The organism is Flavobacterium aeripolare (assembly GCF_013294025.1).
Classification (GTDB): domain Bacteria; phylum Bacteroidota; class Bacteroidia; order Flavobacteriales; family Flavobacteriaceae; genus Flavobacterium.
Genome location: NZ_JABSNL010000006.1, coordinates 63,213 through 78,459 on the forward strand (window position 1 = coordinate 63,213; position 15,247 = coordinate 78,459).

General features: G+C 35.7%; 12 protein-coding genes. All 12 read left to right on the forward strand.

Translation table 11 applies throughout. The annotated features are described in order from the left end of the window. Positions 1-48 precede the first annotated feature (48 nt). The 12 genes from HNQ00_RS08510 (at position 49) to HNQ00_RS08565 (ending at position 15,162) form a co-directional block, all read left to right on the forward strand. The gene (locus HNQ00_RS08510) at positions 49-750 is read left to right on the forward strand and encodes a FadR/GntR family transcriptional regulator (RefSeq protein WP_173837908.1); all 702 of its coding nucleotides are present in this window, start codon (positions 49-51) and stop codon (positions 748-750) included. Positions 751-940: 190 nt separating this feature from the next. After that, on the forward strand, positions 941-2,209 hold the full coding sequence (locus HNQ00_RS08515; protein ID WP_173837909.1) for an MFS transporter: 1,269 nt from the start codon (positions 941-943) through the stop codon (positions 2,207-2,209). A 43-nt stretch (positions 2,210-2,252) separates the two neighbouring features. After that, the gene (locus tag HNQ00_RS08520) at positions 2,253-3,017 is read left to right on the forward strand and encodes an SDR family NAD(P)-dependent oxidoreductase (RefSeq protein ID WP_173837910.1); all 765 of its coding nucleotides are present in this window, start codon (positions 2,253-2,255) and stop codon (positions 3,015-3,017) included. A gap of 99 nt (positions 3,018-3,116) precedes the next feature. Next, a complete protein-coding gene (locus HNQ00_RS08525) occupies positions 3,117-4,139 on the forward strand; it encodes a sugar kinase (protein ID WP_173837911.1) in 1,023 nt (340 codons plus the stop codon). A 10-nt stretch (positions 4,140-4,149) separates the two neighbouring features. Further along, positions 4,150-4,815 (forward strand): bifunctional 4-hydroxy-2-oxoglutarate aldolase/2-dehydro-3-deoxy-phosphogluconate aldolase, encoded by a 666-nt coding sequence (locus tag HNQ00_RS08530; RefSeq protein ID WP_173837912.1) that lies wholly within the window; start codon positions 4,150-4,152, stop codon positions 4,813-4,815. Between the two features lie 506 nt (positions 4,816-5,321). Further along, a complete protein-coding gene (gene egtB / locus HNQ00_RS08535; RefSeq protein WP_173837913.1) occupies positions 5,322-6,461 on the forward strand; it encodes an ergothioneine biosynthesis protein EgtB in 1,140 nt (379 codons plus the stop codon). 12 nt (positions 6,462-6,473) lie between these two features. Further along, complete coding sequence (locus tag HNQ00_RS08540) at positions 6,474-6,755, forward strand: DUF427 domain-containing protein (protein WP_173837914.1); 282 nt, start codon at positions 6,474-6,476, stop codon at positions 6,753-6,755. A gap of 21 nt (positions 6,756-6,776) precedes the next feature. Further along, positions 6,777-8,138 (forward strand): mercuric reductase, encoded by a 1,362-nt coding sequence (locus HNQ00_RS08545; protein WP_173837915.1) that lies wholly within the window; start codon positions 6,777-6,779, stop codon positions 8,136-8,138. A 7-nt stretch (positions 8,139-8,145) separates the two neighbouring features. Further along, complete coding sequence (locus HNQ00_RS08550; protein WP_173837916.1) at positions 8,146-9,639, forward strand: BCCT family transporter; 1,494 nt, start codon at positions 8,146-8,148, stop codon at positions 9,637-9,639. Positions 9,640-9,687: 48 nt separating this feature from the next. Continuing rightward, entirely contained in the window at positions 9,688-10,680 is a 993-nt protein-coding gene (locus tag HNQ00_RS08555; RefSeq protein ID WP_254598458.1) for an L-histidine N(alpha)-methyltransferase, read from the forward strand. A gap of 224 nt (positions 10,681-10,904) precedes the next feature. Next, positions 10,905-12,122 carry an exonuclease subunit SbcD gene (gene sbcD / locus HNQ00_RS08560; RefSeq protein WP_173837917.1) on the forward strand — a complete coding sequence of 406 codons (1,218 nt, stop codon included), beginning with the start codon at positions 10,905-10,907 and terminating at the stop codon, positions 12,120-12,122. Positions 12,123-12,144: 22 nt separating this feature from the next. Further along, complete coding sequence (locus HNQ00_RS08565; protein ID WP_173837918.1) at positions 12,145-15,162, forward strand: SbcC/MukB-like Walker B domain-containing protein; 3,018 nt, start codon at positions 12,145-12,147, stop codon at positions 15,160-15,162. The last annotated feature ends 85 nt before the right edge of the window (positions 15,163-15,247 follow it).

Genomic DNA, 15,247 nt, shown 5'->3' on the forward strand with positions numbered 1-15,247 from the left:
TTTTAACAAACCAATCTGGTTAACCAGATTATACTAAATATATGAAGTATGAATTTAGAGGCGTTAACAAAAAAAGATAATAAAGAAGTTGTAAATAATATCATCGCTAAGATCAGGGATTATATGAATTTTAAAAACTTAGAACCAGGCGACAAATTACCTTCAGAGAGAATGTTGTCAGAACGGTTTGAAGTGAGTAGGAATTCGGTTCGTGAAGCGATCCAGAAACTAGAATTTTACGGTATTTTAAAATCCATTCCTCAAAGCGGAACCTTTGTTGCAAACATAGGTGTAATCGCGATGAATGGTATTATTGAAGATATTTTAAAGTTAGAGGAGTCTGACTTTAGATCACTAGTAGAGACAAGAATTTTACTTGAATTAAAAACGGTAAGACTTGCAGCTACAAGAAGAACTGAGGCTGATTTAGTTGCTGTAAAAGCAGCTCTGGATGCCTACAGTGTAAAGGTGATGAACGGAGAAGAGGCAGTTCAGGAAGATTTACTATTTCACTTAGCTATTGCAAAAGCAAGCGGAAACAGTACGATCAATACCTTGATGTTAATCATAACTCCTGAGATCATCACTAATTTTGAAAAGTATCATGTTTGTGATGAAGGTCAAGCTGTGAAAGGTATTCAAGAGCATCTTGATATTTACAACGCAATTAAAGATCAAAATCCGCAGTTGGCTAAGCAAAAAATGAAAGAGCACTTTAAGGCTTTATATCAGTACTGCTACAATATTTAAATAAAAAATGCTAAGGAAATTGCGCGGTTGCCTTAGTTATTATTTTAAGTATTGAGTGACTACTTTTAGTTCTTTAAAATTAGCAAAACAGTTTATAAATTAATATTCCGTCCTATTCTTTTGAATGGAGATGCAGGTTTTCTTGTGCTTTTTTTAAGCATAATTTGAGCCCTAAATAAAACAATTAACAATGAAAGTAAGAGGATTAAGATGGTGGATTATAACATTAATTTGCATCGCGACTGTTATTAATTATATCGATAGAACTGCTTTTGGAATCATGTGGCCAGAGATGGGTAAGGATTTAGGTATGGATGAAGCGGATTATGCTGTCATGCTTAATATTTTTATGATCACTTATGCAGCTGGTAAATTTTTATCAGGAAAATTATATGACATTATTGGTACGCGTCTAGGGTTTGTCGTTTCTATTGTATTGTGGTCTGTTGCGTCTGTATTTCATGCATTTGCCAGAGGACTTTTTTCTTTAACACTTTTTAGAGGGTTGTTAGGGTTAGGTGAAGCGGGGAACTGGCCTGGTGCGGTTAAGAGTAATGGAGAGTGGTTTCCAGTAAAGCAACGTGCAATTGCACAAGGAATTTTTAATGCTGGAGCTTCTTTAGGAAGTGTAATTGCACCCGTTTTAATTGCTTTTTTATACGGTAGTTTTGGTTGGAGATCAACTTACATTATTATTGGTGCTATTGGTATTTTATGGGTTATTCCATGGTTGATCATTAATAAAGCTACTCCAGAAAATCATCCTTGGATTACAGAGGAAGAATTAAACTTAATTAAGTCTAGTGGGAATGCAGGTACAGCTTCAAAATCTAACGAAAAAGGATTGAGTGTACTTAATATATTAAAATACAGAGAAGCATGGGGAGTTTTATCGGCTAGCTTTTTTATAGAACCTATATGGTGGCTATTTGTGGGTTGGATGCCTTTATACTTACATTCTAAATTTGGTTTTAGTATTGTCGAAATAGGTTCAACAATATGGATATCTTATCTAGGAGGAATGGCAGGAAGTCTGGTTGGAGGTTGGTATTGTGGAAAGTTAATCGAAACTAAAACGGTTGATGCTGCAAGAAAAATATCAATTACAATAGGCTGTGTTTTAATCTTCTTAGGATTATTAGGAATCATCTTTTTAGTAGATGGAGACAGTCCTATGACGTTTATATATATTGTTAGTTTAGTGTTATTTGGATTCCAGTTTGCGATAGGTAATTTACAAACACTATCTAGTGATTTGTTTAAAGGGCCATCTGTAGGAACGCTTGCAGGATTAGCAGGTAGTATAGGTGCATTGTCAGTGATTGTGATGAACTGGTTAATTCCCAAAATCACAACGGTATCGTACACACCTGCTTTTATCATTATTGCAATATTAGCACCATTAACGATAGTTTCAGTATTCTTTTTTATTAGAAAGATCGAACAAGTAGAAAAATAGAGTAAGTCAAAAAATAGAAATAAAAAATTTTAAATAAATTAAGATGAGTAAAGCAGAAGGAAAAGTAGCAGTAATCACTGGTGCAACAGGAGGAATTGGTTTCGCAGTAGCAAAAAGATTAGGTAAAGATGGTTATACAGTTGTTTTAAACGGTATTGAAGCAGAAGCTGGAGCACAAAAAGTTGCTGAATTAACTGCAGACGGAATCAAAGCTGAATATTATGGTTTTGATGTAACTAATGACGAGGAAGTAACAAGCAACATCACTAAAATAGGTGAAAAATATGGTAGAATTGATGTTCTTGTGAACAATGCAGGAGGACTTGGTGGTAGAGCTAGATTTGAAGAAATGACAACTGAATTTTACAGATCAGTAATGGCTTTGAATCTTGACTCTGTATTTTTTGCTTCAAGAGCAGCGATTCCTTTTCTTAAAAAAGGGGAGAATGCTTCTATTATTAATTATACATCAAATGCGGCTTGGAACGCAGGTGGACCTGGAGCTGGAATCTATGGTACTTCAAAAGCTGGTGTGAATGCTATTACAAGAGCATTGGCAAAAGATTTAGCTGAGTACGGAATTAGAGTTAACGCTGTTTCTCCGGGAACTATCGACACGCCTTTTCACGCACAAATTAAAGCGACTAAACCAGAGGTTTTTGCTAGCTGGAAAAATAGTATTTTATTAGGTAGATTAGGTGAGCCAGAAGAGGTTGCATCTGTTGTATCTTTCTTAGCTAGTGATGATGCTTCATTTATGACAGCAGAAACAATCCAAATTGGTGGTGGTCAAGCTTTAGGAATCTAATACTAAATAATAAGTGCTAACCCTGTTAGCATAGTTAATTATACGGCTAACAAGGTGCATTTAGCTTTGTGCGAATGATACTTAATAAGGAATAACAAAATGAATAAAGTAGTCACTTTTGGTGAAATTTTACTCCGCCTTTCTACAGAAAGACATTTGAGGTTCTCTCAAGCGGATTCGTACAAAGCTACCTATGGCGGTGGCGAGTTTAATGTTGCTGTTTCCTTAGCAAATTACGGTGTAGCAGCTGAGTTTATTACAGTGATTCCTGATAACGAACTTGGAAATAGTGCGGTAAAGGAAATGCGTAAACTAGGTGTAGCATGTAATAACGTGGTATTTGCTGGTGATAGATTAGGACTTTATTTTCTAGAAACAGGTTCGGGAACACGCGCTAGCAATGTTATATATGATAGAGCAAATAGCTCGATGGCGACAATTACTCCTGATACTATAGACTGGAGAGAAGCATTAAAAGGAGCTACTTGGTTTCACTGGAGTGGTATTACTCCAGCCTTGTCTCAAAGCGCTGCTGATGCTTGTTTTGAAGCTATTAAAGTGGCTAGTGAAATGGGACTTACAATCTCTACAGATTTAAACTACCGTTCTAAACTTTGGAATTATGGTAAACAACCTAAAGAGGTTATGCCAGAAATGTTAAAATATAGCAACATCATCTTAGGTGATATTGATACGGCCTATTTTATGTTAGGAATGGACAAAGTTGATCCTGATTATAGTAATGAGGCATCCTTGCCAAAACTGTATGACGCATTGTTTACAAAATGTCCAAACTTAAATACTGCTGTAACAACATTACGGTACTCTATTAGTGCTTCTCATCAAAGAATTGGTGGGATATTATATGATGGAGAAAAAGTATATAATGCAGATGTGCAAGATGTCACTCCGGTGGTAGATCGTGTGGGTAGTGGTGATGCTTTTATGGGAGGATTAATCTATGGTTTACTTCAAACTCCTGTCGATAAGCAAAGAGCATTAAATTTTGCCGTGGCAGCTTGTTGTTTGAAGCACACAATAGCAGGAGATTACAATTTAATTACAATTGAAGAAATAGAAAAGTTGCTTGCTGGAGATTTCTCAGGTAAAGTTTCAAGATAAAAAAAATAGAATGGCGCAATATAGCAGAATAGAAGTTGCATTAAAAATGAAGGAAACAGGTTTAGTTCCTTTGTTTTATCATCAAGATATCGAAGTCAGTAAAAAAGTTTTAAAAGCTTGTTATGATGGAGGTGCTCGTTTGTTAGAATTTACTAGTAGAGGCGATTTTGCACACGAAGTATTTGCTGCTTTAAGCAAATATGCCATAGCAGAATTACCTGGAATGATTCTAGGTGTAGGTTCTGTAACTGATGCTGCAGCTGCATCACTATACATGCAGTTAGGGGCAAATTTTATTGTAACTCCTGTTTTAAGAGAGGATATTGCAATTGCTTGTAACCGACGTAAAGTACTGTGGTCACCGGGCTGCGGAACATTAACTGAGATTGCTCGTGCAGAGGAATTGGGTTGCGAAATAGTGAAATTATTTCCTGGTGATATTTACGGACCTGAGTTCATAAAAGGAATTAAAGGGCCGCAACCATGGACATCAATTATGCCTACAGGTGGTGTTTCGCCTACTGTTGAAAATCTTTCTAAATGGTTCAAAGCAGGCGTAACTTGTGTAGGTATTGGTTCGCAATTAATTAAGGCAGATCAAAACGGTGCCTTTGATTTGGTTCAAATTGAAGAAGTAGTAAAAGAATGTTTAAGAATTATTCAGTCTTTAAAATAACACAATAACTATGTAAAGTAGGGTATTAGAAACAGTGGGACTTTTCGTGGAGCTACGTGGTGGTTTTATTTAGATTTTTTTTTTGAGTTTTATAAATTGTTGTAATTTATTTTATCTAAAGGCTTCACGAATTAGTTCGCACTATTACACCAAATATAAATGTAATCCGAATGCATTTATTTTATTTTTTTGTGAAACGCTTCTAGTAATAGAGGCGTTTTTTTTTGTTTTATTTTCGAACAAAAATAAATTATCTACCTGTAATAATCGGTTTCGTTAAATTTTGATGAGGCTTATTGTCTGATCGCTATCACTTAATAAGTTTAACAATAGGTACTTGCAATAATCGCCTTAATACATTCGATAAATTTAAAATTACAAACTGTTATTATGTTCAATTTTGAAATTAATGGTAATTCTGTAATAAATGCCTCTTGAATTATAAATCTAAGAAAAATATAATTGTTAACTTTCGTTTTCTTAATTCCACCAAGAATCCAAAATATATGATTGATCGTTTTTTAGAAGTCAGAAGCCAATCCGAAATTCTTTGTCAGCCATTGCTAATTGAAGATTATTCTGTACAAGCAAGTGAATTTGTCTCCCCTCCTAAATGGCATCTTGCGCATGTTACCTGGTTTTGGGAGGAATTTGTGTTGACAAAATACAGTCCAGAATACAGTCCTTACAACGATGACTTTTCTTTTTTATTCAACAGTTATTATAACAATGTTGGCAAACGCGTTTTGCGTCCGGTACGTGGTTTAATGACGCGTCCTTCTGTGGATGAGGTTTATGCTTATCGCAACTATGTTACTCAGGCTATGGTTGCTTTACTTAAAACCAATTTAGATAAAGAAGTTTTAGATGTTATCGAAATTGGGATTAATCATGAGCAGCAACATCAAGAGCTGTTTGTTTATGATATTAAATATATATTAGGCAATCAGCCTTTGTTTCCTCAGTATGGAAGCGGCTTTACGCCAAAGGAAATTAGTCAAGTAAGTGGTTTCTCAAAAATCGAATCGGGAATTTATTCTATTGGTCATCAGGGCGATCGATTTTCATTTGATAATGAGCTTGGTGCACACAAAGTATATGTTGATGATTTCGAAATCTCTAGCAACTTAGTTTCTAATAAAGAATACCTAGATTTTATTGAGGCGGGTGGTTATTCAGATTTTAATTTTTGGCACGATGAAGGCTGGAGCTGGATCAATGAAAACAAAATTCAAGCGCCACTTTACTGGCATAAATTTGACGGTGAGTGGTGGAATTATACCTTACAAGGATTGCAAAAAGTAAATTTAGATTTGCCGGTCATGCACATTAGCTTTTACGAAGCCTTTGCATACAGTCAATGGAAAGGCATGCGTTTGCCTACTGAATTTGAGTGGGAAATAGCAAGCGAAAAATTTAGCTGGGGACAATTATGGGAATGGACGCACAGTGCATACCTTCCTTATCCTAGGTTCAATAAATCTCTTGGAGCACTTGGTGAATACAACGGTAAATTTATGGTGAATCAAATGGTTTTAAGAGGAGGATCTGTTGCGACTCCTGAGGGACATAGTAGAAAAACATATCGTAACTTTTTTCATGCTAGCATGCGCTGGCAGTATAACGGCATTCGATTAATTAAATAAAAAAACAGGATTATGAAAGCACTTTTTAATAATACAGTAATTGCCGAAAGCAACAATACAATTGTAGTAGAAGGAAACCATTATTTTCCTTTGGATAGTATCAATGAAAGCCTATTTACTGAGACCACGCATCACACAACTTGTCCTTGGAAAGGAAAAGCATCGTATTATACGGTTGCAGTAGACGGAAAAAAATCTGAGAATGCGGCATGGTTTTACAAGGAACCAAAAGAAGCGGCAAAAGAAATAAAAGGTTATGTAGCTTTCTGGAAAGAGGTTACCGTTACAAATTAATAGTTGCTTAAAATAATAGTTATGAAGGAGTTTGATTATATAATTATAGGTACAGGACAAGCAGGCACGCCATTGGCATTTAGCCTAGCAAAGAAAGGTAAAGTTGCCATTATAGAAAAAAGCTTAGTAGGCGGAACTTGCGTAAATAATGGTTGTGTTCCTACAAAAGCTTATGTTGCAAGTGCTAGAAGAATGTGGGACAGTCAGCATGGGGAAGATTTAGGTATCGAAATTCCTGCTGGTGCAAAAGCAAACTTAGAGAAAATCAAAGCACGCAAAGAAACCTTTGTGAACGCATCCCGCAACGGGATAGAAAAAGGATTTGCCGATAATGAGAATATCACATTCTATCGCGCAGAAGCTTATTTTGTTTCTGATTACGAAATCATGGTAAATGATGAAAAAATCACTGCAAAAAACATTTTTATTAATGTAGGAGCGAGAGCGGTGGTACCCGAAGAATATAAGAAAATCGACTACTTAACTAATATTAGTATTTTAGAGTTAACGAATATTCCTAAACACTTAGTCATTGTAGGAGGAAGTTATATTGGTCTTGAATTTGGACAAATGTTCAAGCGTTTTGGTAGTGATGTAACAATTCTAGAACGTGGTGATCGATTAATTAAAAGAGAAGACGATAATATTAGTGAAGCTGTCGCAAAAATCATGCAGGACGAAGAGGTGGATGTCCTTTTAAATGCTAAAGAAATTGCGATGTCCCAAGATAGTTCTGCAATTACTATTGCTGTAAATAAAACGACTACTATTACAGCTTCTCATGTGTTATTAGCGATAGGTAGACAACCGAATACAGATACGTTAAAACTGGAAAATACCAACATTGAAGTTAGTGACAAAGGGATGGTTACTGTTGATGATTTTTGCCGTGCAAATGTTGATGGAATATTTGCCATAGGGGATTGTAATGGCAACGGTGGTTTTACACATACATCATACAATGATTTCCAAATCGTAGAGGCTTTTTTACTTGATAAAGAAGAGCGTAAAATTAGTGATCGTATTACCACATACGGTTTGTTTATTGATCCGCCGCTAGGACGCGTGGGACTAACTAAGCAGCAAGCTGTCGATAAGGGATACGATATTTTAATTGCTAACAGACCAATGTCACGCATTGCGAGAGCAAAAGAAAAAGGCGAAACGCAAGGTTTTATGGAAGCTATAATTGATGCAAAAACAAGCCTTATTTTGGGTGCTAGTGTTTTAGGAGTTGGTGGTGACGAAATAATAAATGGTTTTACTAACTTGATGTATGCAAAGCAACCTTACACCGTGTTTAGAGATGGTGTGCACATTCATCCTACGGTAACTGAATTGATTCCTACAATGTTAGAAAGTCTAAGTCCACCTAAAAAATAATGTCATTTTGAATTTAAAATTATATGAAAAAGTACGTTCAAATAGTCTCTTATTTTATGGGGCGCTCTTTGGCATATTCTTTTTCTTTACAGGTTTACTGGCACCGCAATTATTGACAGATGTGCTCAATCAGATCAACCAGGAATTGTTATCTGTATTTAGCACGTATTATTTGTGGGTTGGTTTAATTGCTGTTCTGGCAGCTGTGGTAATCATCATTTTGCCTATTCGAAAAAAAAGATTGGGTGATCAAGAACCATCCTACTCTTATTTTAGTTGGGTTGCCTTGTTATACAGTACAGGTATGGGGTCAGGATTATTGTTGCGTGCTGTTCAAGAGCCTGTGTATTATTTTAAGAATAGTCCCGTGGTGACTACTGATGCAAAAATTACCGCCTTGCAATACACATTCTTCCATTGGGGTTTTACACCTTGGGCTATGTACAGTTTGTTTGGTCTAATCGTAGCGTACAATTTGTACGTCAAGAAAAATACTAATTTGCTAGATGCAATTGTACCACATGCAAAAAATAAGTGGTTGAAATTCACCGCAATATTATTTATAATTTTAATTACAATCACGGGTGTAATTGCTTCTTTAGGATTAGGGACTGCACAAGTGGTCAACGGCATTAATTATGCTTTTAAGGTTGATTATGGGACTAATTTTTTATTGCTAATGGTAGTTGCAATAGGAATTGTAGCAACCTACTCGGCATTGACAGGTTTAAACAAAATCATTAAATTTCTAGCTGATTTAGATTTTACAATGTCGATTATACTGATGGTATTTATCGCCTATTTTTTAAACTTTGAGAGTTTTGGTTATCAAACAATAACGGCATTTTATAAATACTGTCTTCACTTTTTTGAGATGAGTTTGTCTCTAGGAGATTATAAAACCTCAGAAAGTTTTACTAAGGATTGGACTGTTTTTTATTGGGCTTTTTGGTTAGCATGGGTACCTTTTACCGGAATTTTTATAGCAAGAATTTCGCGAGGACGTACCATAAAAGAATTTATAATAACAACTATATTAATACCTACAGTAGCGACTGTATTGTGGTTTTCGGTATTTGCAAATGCTGCATTTGATATTGTCAGCGTAGGAGATGCAAATCAGTTTGACAATGTTTTTAGTTCGTTATTTGTGTTTTTAGAGCACTTTCCATTGCATCATATCACGTTCTTTATAGCGGGACTGTTAGTGTTAATTTCGATAATAAATTCGGTCGATTCGGCCATATTTGTATTGGGGATGTTTAGTGATAACGGCAATGAAAATCCCTCAAAAAAGCATAAGTTTATTTGGGGATTCATAATTACAGCCACGGCCCTAGGATTAACAGCAATAGGAACAACAGAACTCCTCAACGGAATTAGCAATTTGCTAGTGATAATGGCACTACCATTTAGCTTTTTATACGGCTATATTGTATTTTTCTTTTTTAAAAATATCGTATTTAAGAGAAAAGCGGGCATTGCAAGTGACAAGTCTTAAGGATATTCTTAAGCAATAATAATAGATAATAATTGACAATTTAACGAGATGAAAGATATAGATACTTTAAATAAATCGATGGCCACAGTGGCAATGACAACACAATTTATGAACGATGTTGATCAAGGACTTTCGAGCAAAGAAAAAACATTGCCTTCTAAATATTTTTATGATAAAATAGGGGATGCCTTATTTGTTCAAATAATGCATTTACCAGAATATTATGTGACTAGAGCAGAGCATGAGATTTTCAAAAATCAAAGTCTTGAAATTATATCTGCTTTAAATTTAGATCCGGATTATTACTTCGAACTTATCGAATTAGGTGCAGGCGATGGAACGAAAACTAAAGAGCTGCTGAAAGAACTTACGGATGGCAAGTATAAATTTGACTATATGCCCGTTGATATTTCTCAAAATGCATTAGACAATTTAGAAACCGATTTACAAGATACTCTAGCTGACGTTTCTGTGCAAACGAAGCAGGGAGATTACTTTGAGGTATTACAATCTTTAAAAGAAAATAAAAGGCCTAAAGTAATTTTATTTTTAGGTTCGAATATAGGAAATATGGATGATGAGACTGCAGCTGATTTTATTTCTAAATTAAGCAATAGTCTGCAAGAAAACGACAAAGTATTTTTAGGAGTAGATTTAATCAAAGAAGAGTCGGTGGTTTTACCGGCATACGATGATAGTCAAGGTATCACCGCAGCTTTTAACCTCAATTTGCTTACGCGAATAAACAATGAATTGGATGCCGACTTTGATTTAGGATTGTTTGAACACCGCCCTGAATATAAAGAAAGTGACGGAATAGCTAAAAGTTACCTTGTGAGTACAACAGATCAAGAGGTGTACATTGCAAGCTTAAATAAAACGTTTCATTTTGCTAAAGAAGAGAAAATTTTAATGGAGATATCTCGCAAGTACAATGACGAAATATTGAATACCATTCTAAGCGACACCCGATTTGAAATCAAAACCAGAATCACAGATTCGCAGAAATATTTTGCCAATTATGTTCTAGAAGTGAAATAAAAAGTACATCTAATTTTATTTTTTTAGCACGCAATAAATAGTAAAAGCCTTCTTTATGATTATTCATAAGGAAGGCTTTTTTTAATGTGATATTGTAAGGCTTTTTATAATTTAAAGCCTAATTTTGTGCAAGGTCGAGGGAATTTGATGGGCCTGTTTTCAATTGTAGGACAGCTTCTCTCGTACTATCTTCATCAAAATTACGTACGCAAAGCGACAATTATATGAGTATTAAAATTCTTCACACTGCTGATTGGCACATTGGTAAACAGCTGCATAAAATCGATTTGGCTCCAGATATGGAATTGTTTTTTGATTGGTTGTTACTATGTATTCAAGAGCAAAAAATTGATGTGTTGCTTATGTCAGGTGACTTATTTGATCAGGCTAATCCTTCTCAGGCTGCAATGACACAGTATTATCAATTTTTAAAAAGGCTAATTCCTTTGTCTTGTAAAGTAATAATTACCGGTGGGAATCATGATTCGGCTCATGTGATTAATGCCCCCAAAGAGCTTTTACAACTATTAGATATAAAGGTCGTAGGAGGTGTGCCTGAAGACATCAGCGAACTTTTTGTGGATATCGAGATTGGAGATGATAGCGTAGTGATAGCAGCAGTACCTTTCTTAAAAGATAGAGATATTAGAAATGCGGCGCCTGGAGAATCCTACAGTGACAAAATCCAACTAATAAAAGAAGGAATTGCAGGCTATTTTAAGAGTGTCAACGATTACTACAATTCAAATTATAGTGGTAAAGCATATATATTGATGGCGCATTTATTTGCACAAGGTGCTTCAATTTCAGATAGTGAGCGCGAAATCCAGATAGGGAATCAGGCCTCTGTAGTTTCAGCCGTTTTTGGTGAAGAGCCCCATTATATTGCTTTGGGTCATATTCACCGTCCACAAATGGTTTCTAGACCTTTCATTAGATACAGCGGATCGCCTATTGCACTTAGTTTTAGTGAGAAGAAGGATGTCAAAGAAGTTGTGCTAGTAACAGTAGACGGCACTAGTGTTACTTATGAAGCTCTTGCAGTTCCAAAGTTTAGAAAGCTTGTTTCTATAACTGGAACGATTGAGGAAGTGGAAGCTAAAATTGCTGCCTATCAATCAGAATCAGTGCTGGTTGATCTTGCGGAGATAATTGTTGAAGAAGAGAGCGAAAATATTGCGCATATCAAAGCCTTAGAGAATATACTAACATCAGACTTAGATGGTAAATTACAAATTTTAAAAGGCAGCATCCACTTTAAAAACACTACAGTTGGAACTTCAAAATTGCTGGGTCAAGGGGAGGATATCAAGGATTTTTCGGCGGTTCAATTGTTCCAAAAACGATTAGAACAAGATGAGTCGGTGACTAATTCTACTGAACTAATCCATGCATTCAAAGAGATTTTAGAAGGATTAGATGCAGTTGAGCTAGATGATTAATGCACAATAAGCGATATAAGCTATGAAAATTTGTACTATAAAATTTGAAAATATACACGCTTTAAAAGGCGTACACACTATTGATTTTGAAAATGGAATTCTGGGTGAAGCGGGGCTCTTTGTAATTACGGGCGCCACAGGAACTGGAAAATCAACCTTGCTTGATGTAATTACGCTAGCACTTTACAATAGAATTCCCAGGATAGATAAAGCCATAACAGAATCAGTGATAGAGAATGAAGGCGTGATTCTTACTAAAAATGCTAGCGCTTGTTTTGCAGAAGTTATTTATGAGGTCAAAGGAGTCAAGTACTTGTCTTCATGGTCCATTCGTCGTACAAGAACGGGTTCGCTTGACAAGAGAAAACAAGAACTAATCAATCTTGAAACTGGAGCTATATTAGTGTCTAGTGTGCAAGAGGTGGTGAGTGAAAATGAGAGAATCATTGGGCTTAACTACAATCAGTTTGTTCAATCGATGATTCTAGCACAAGGGCAATTCTCTAAATTATTGTTGGCTAAAAAAGACGATCGCAATGCGTTACTAGAAGAAATAACGGGTTCATCGATTTATCGCAAAATAGGTCGCGCGGTATACATTAGATTTAAAGCAACCGATGAAGCGGTCAAAACCCAGCAGATAAAGATGGGGGAGACTACGATATTAGAGGACGAAGTAGTCAAAGAAATTGCGCACGACATTGCGGCTCAAAAACCTTTATTGATTGTAAAAGAAGCAGCTCAAGATGTTTTTTCGAAAAAGAAAATTTTGAAAGAGAGTATTGCTAAGAACTTGAAACTTCAGGAAAATAACGCACTTGAGTGGGAGCATTTTGCCAAACGAAAAGATGCTTTTTTACCCCAAGAAAAAAGGTTAGCCGTTCATAATGATTTGGTTATTTTCAAAGATCAGATGGTCGCTTTGACGCAAGCCCAAAAAACGATGGAAACAGTCGCAGCACATATTAGCAAAACTAAAGCTAAAATTGCAGATCAAGTAACGATTAAAAGTACCGTGCTTTCAACAGCAAACAGTTTATTAAAACGCGAAATCGACGTTAGCGAATTTGATAAAGAGATTAGTGCTTTTAGATCTCAAGTATTAGAATTAGAACAACATGAGAAAGATTGTTTGTCTAAAGCGCAACAGCAATCGCAGCGCATTCAGGATCGAAATACAGAGTTAAAGGGTTACGGAATAACGGTTACAATAAACGATAGCCTCAGCGATCAAATTAATGTAGAGTTATCAAAGATTTCTAGCTTAATAAAACTAAAAGGCATTACAACAGTAGATGCAATTAGGGCTGAAAAAGACGGCTTGACCGCTCGAATTATGGTTGCAAATCAACTAATTGGAGATAAAAAACTATTTGATGAACGAAAAAACGCGATAGTAGAATTAAAAGCTAAAATCCAAAAACAGCGTAAGACCTTAGCAGATTTTCAAATTCAAGAGAAGGAGACGGCTGCCTTTGTTGAGGTATTAATTCCTAAAGTAGATAAAGCAAAGAATGAATTTGAAGCTTGGAAGCAAAGAAAAAGTTTAGATGATTATCGTCATGATTTGAAAGAGGGTGAGGCCTGCCCATTGTGTGGGTCTGAAAATCATCCTTTTGCACTGGAAGCATCCACTTTACTAGTACACACTTTAGAAGAAAATTATCAAGAGTTGACTGCTAAATTAGAGGTATTCAAAAAGGCATTGCTCGAAAATAAAATTAACCAACAAAGCACTAAAGAAACCACCACTAGAGATGAAGCTTCGTTAGCACAAAGGCAAATTGATTTTAAAGTGCTTGAATCGAAAATAGAAGCGGGCTGCGCAAAATTAGTTTGGAAATCTTCTGATGAACTGGCTGTTTGGAACCAGCATTATGAAGGTTATACCACCGAATTAGGAACTTTAGACCAACTGGAAAAAGCAATAAAGGCTCAAACTGTATTAGAACAAATCAACGTCTTGTACACTGATTATTTAGTTGTTAAAGCAGCATACAGCCAAGCAAAAAATAAATTGGCCGCAGTTTATGATCGCAAAGATATTGCTGGTGAAGTGAGTAAATTAAGTAATCAATTTAGTAGTTGTAATTCGACTTTAAAAGAATTAGAAGAGCAGCTTGCCAGCAGTAATAAAAGTCATCTAGAGGCTGCAACTGAAGCGACGGCTATAGCAGCCGTATTATTGCCACAACTGCAAGAAAAAGGCGTAGCATCAATAGAAGATTTGCAATCTAAAATTGTTGATGAAAATACTGCTAGTCAATTGCGAAATGAGCTGCAGGGTTTAATGGAGCAAGAAATAAAATTGAAAGCTTCTCAGGATGCCATTGCTACAGCATTGTCTGAAGAAATGAAGCTAGATGATACAACCCAAACACTAGAAACGGTAAACACTGCCTTACTAGCAATGGGAGCTGAGCTAGAAACCTTAAAGAAACATATCTGGGAGCAGGAAAAAAAGATAGCTTTAGATAATGCTAACAAGTTAAAGCTTAAAGAAAGCCAAATAATTTTAGACGCACTGTTGAAAGAGTCGGCTTTATGGGGACAAATGAATGCATTGATTGGTGATGCTGGCGGTAAGAAATTTTCCAATTTTGTTCAGGATTTGACTTTGAAGCAACTGCTTGAATATGGTAACCAAAGATTAATTGGATTTTCAGATCGGTATTTATTAGATAGTTCGAGTGACTATGACGGACTTCGAGTAATTGATACTTACATGGGAAACACTAAGAGATCAGTGAGTTCATTATCTGGAGGGGAGACTTTTAAATTAAGTCTTGCATTAGCCTTTGGACTCTCCGATCTAGCTGCAAAAAATGTATCAATAGAGTCGCTATTTATCGATGAAGGATTTGGTTCTCTAGATCCAGAATCTCTAGATCAAGCCATCAGTATTCTAGAAAATATGCAACATGAAAGCAATAAGTCTATAGGTATTATTTCGCATGTTGGGGAATTGAAGGACCGCATTGGAGCCAAAATAAAATTGGTTCGCACTGCGGCTGGTTATAGTTCGATCGAAATTGAATAACAAAAAAAGTGTCTGTTAGAAACAATATAATTGTTCAACAGACACTTTTTATAAAAGATTCTTCTTAACTGGTGTTTAGTGTATT

Excerpts from the sequence above, each read along its gene's own strand:
- HNQ00_RS08510 (WP_173837908.1), top strand. The coding sequence starts at position 49 with ATGAATTTAGAGGCGTTAACAAAAAAAGATAATAAAGAAGTTGTAAAT.
- HNQ00_RS08515 (WP_173837909.1), top strand. The coding sequence starts at position 941 with ATGAAAGTAAGAGGATTAAGATGGTGGATTATAACATTAATTTGCATC.
- HNQ00_RS08520 (WP_173837910.1), top strand. The coding sequence starts at position 2,253 with ATGAGTAAAGCAGAAGGAAAAGTAGCAGTAATCACTGGTGCAACAGGA.
- HNQ00_RS08525 (WP_173837911.1), top strand. The coding sequence starts at position 3,117 with ATGAATAAAGTAGTCACTTTTGGTGAAATTTTACTCCGCCTTTCTACA.
- HNQ00_RS08530 (WP_173837912.1), top strand. The coding sequence starts at position 4,150 with ATGGCGCAATATAGCAGAATAGAAGTTGCATTAAAAATGAAGGAAACA.
- egtB (WP_173837913.1), top strand. The coding sequence starts at position 5,322 with ATGATTGATCGTTTTTTAGAAGTCAGAAGCCAATCCGAAATTCTTTGT.
- HNQ00_RS08540 (WP_173837914.1), top strand. The coding sequence starts at position 6,474 with ATGAAAGCACTTTTTAATAATACAGTAATTGCCGAAAGCAACAATACA.
- HNQ00_RS08545 (WP_173837915.1), top strand. The coding sequence starts at position 6,777 with ATGAAGGAGTTTGATTATATAATTATAGGTACAGGACAAGCAGGCACG.
- HNQ00_RS08555 (WP_254598458.1), top strand. The coding sequence starts at position 9,688 with ATGAAAGATATAGATACTTTAAATAAATCGATGGCCACAGTGGCAATG.
- sbcD (WP_173837917.1), top strand. The coding sequence starts at position 10,905 with ATGAGTATTAAAATTCTTCACACTGCTGATTGGCACATTGGTAAACAG.
- HNQ00_RS08565 (WP_173837918.1), top strand. The coding sequence starts at position 12,145 with ATGAAAATTTGTACTATAAAATTTGAAAATATACACGCTTTAAAAGGC.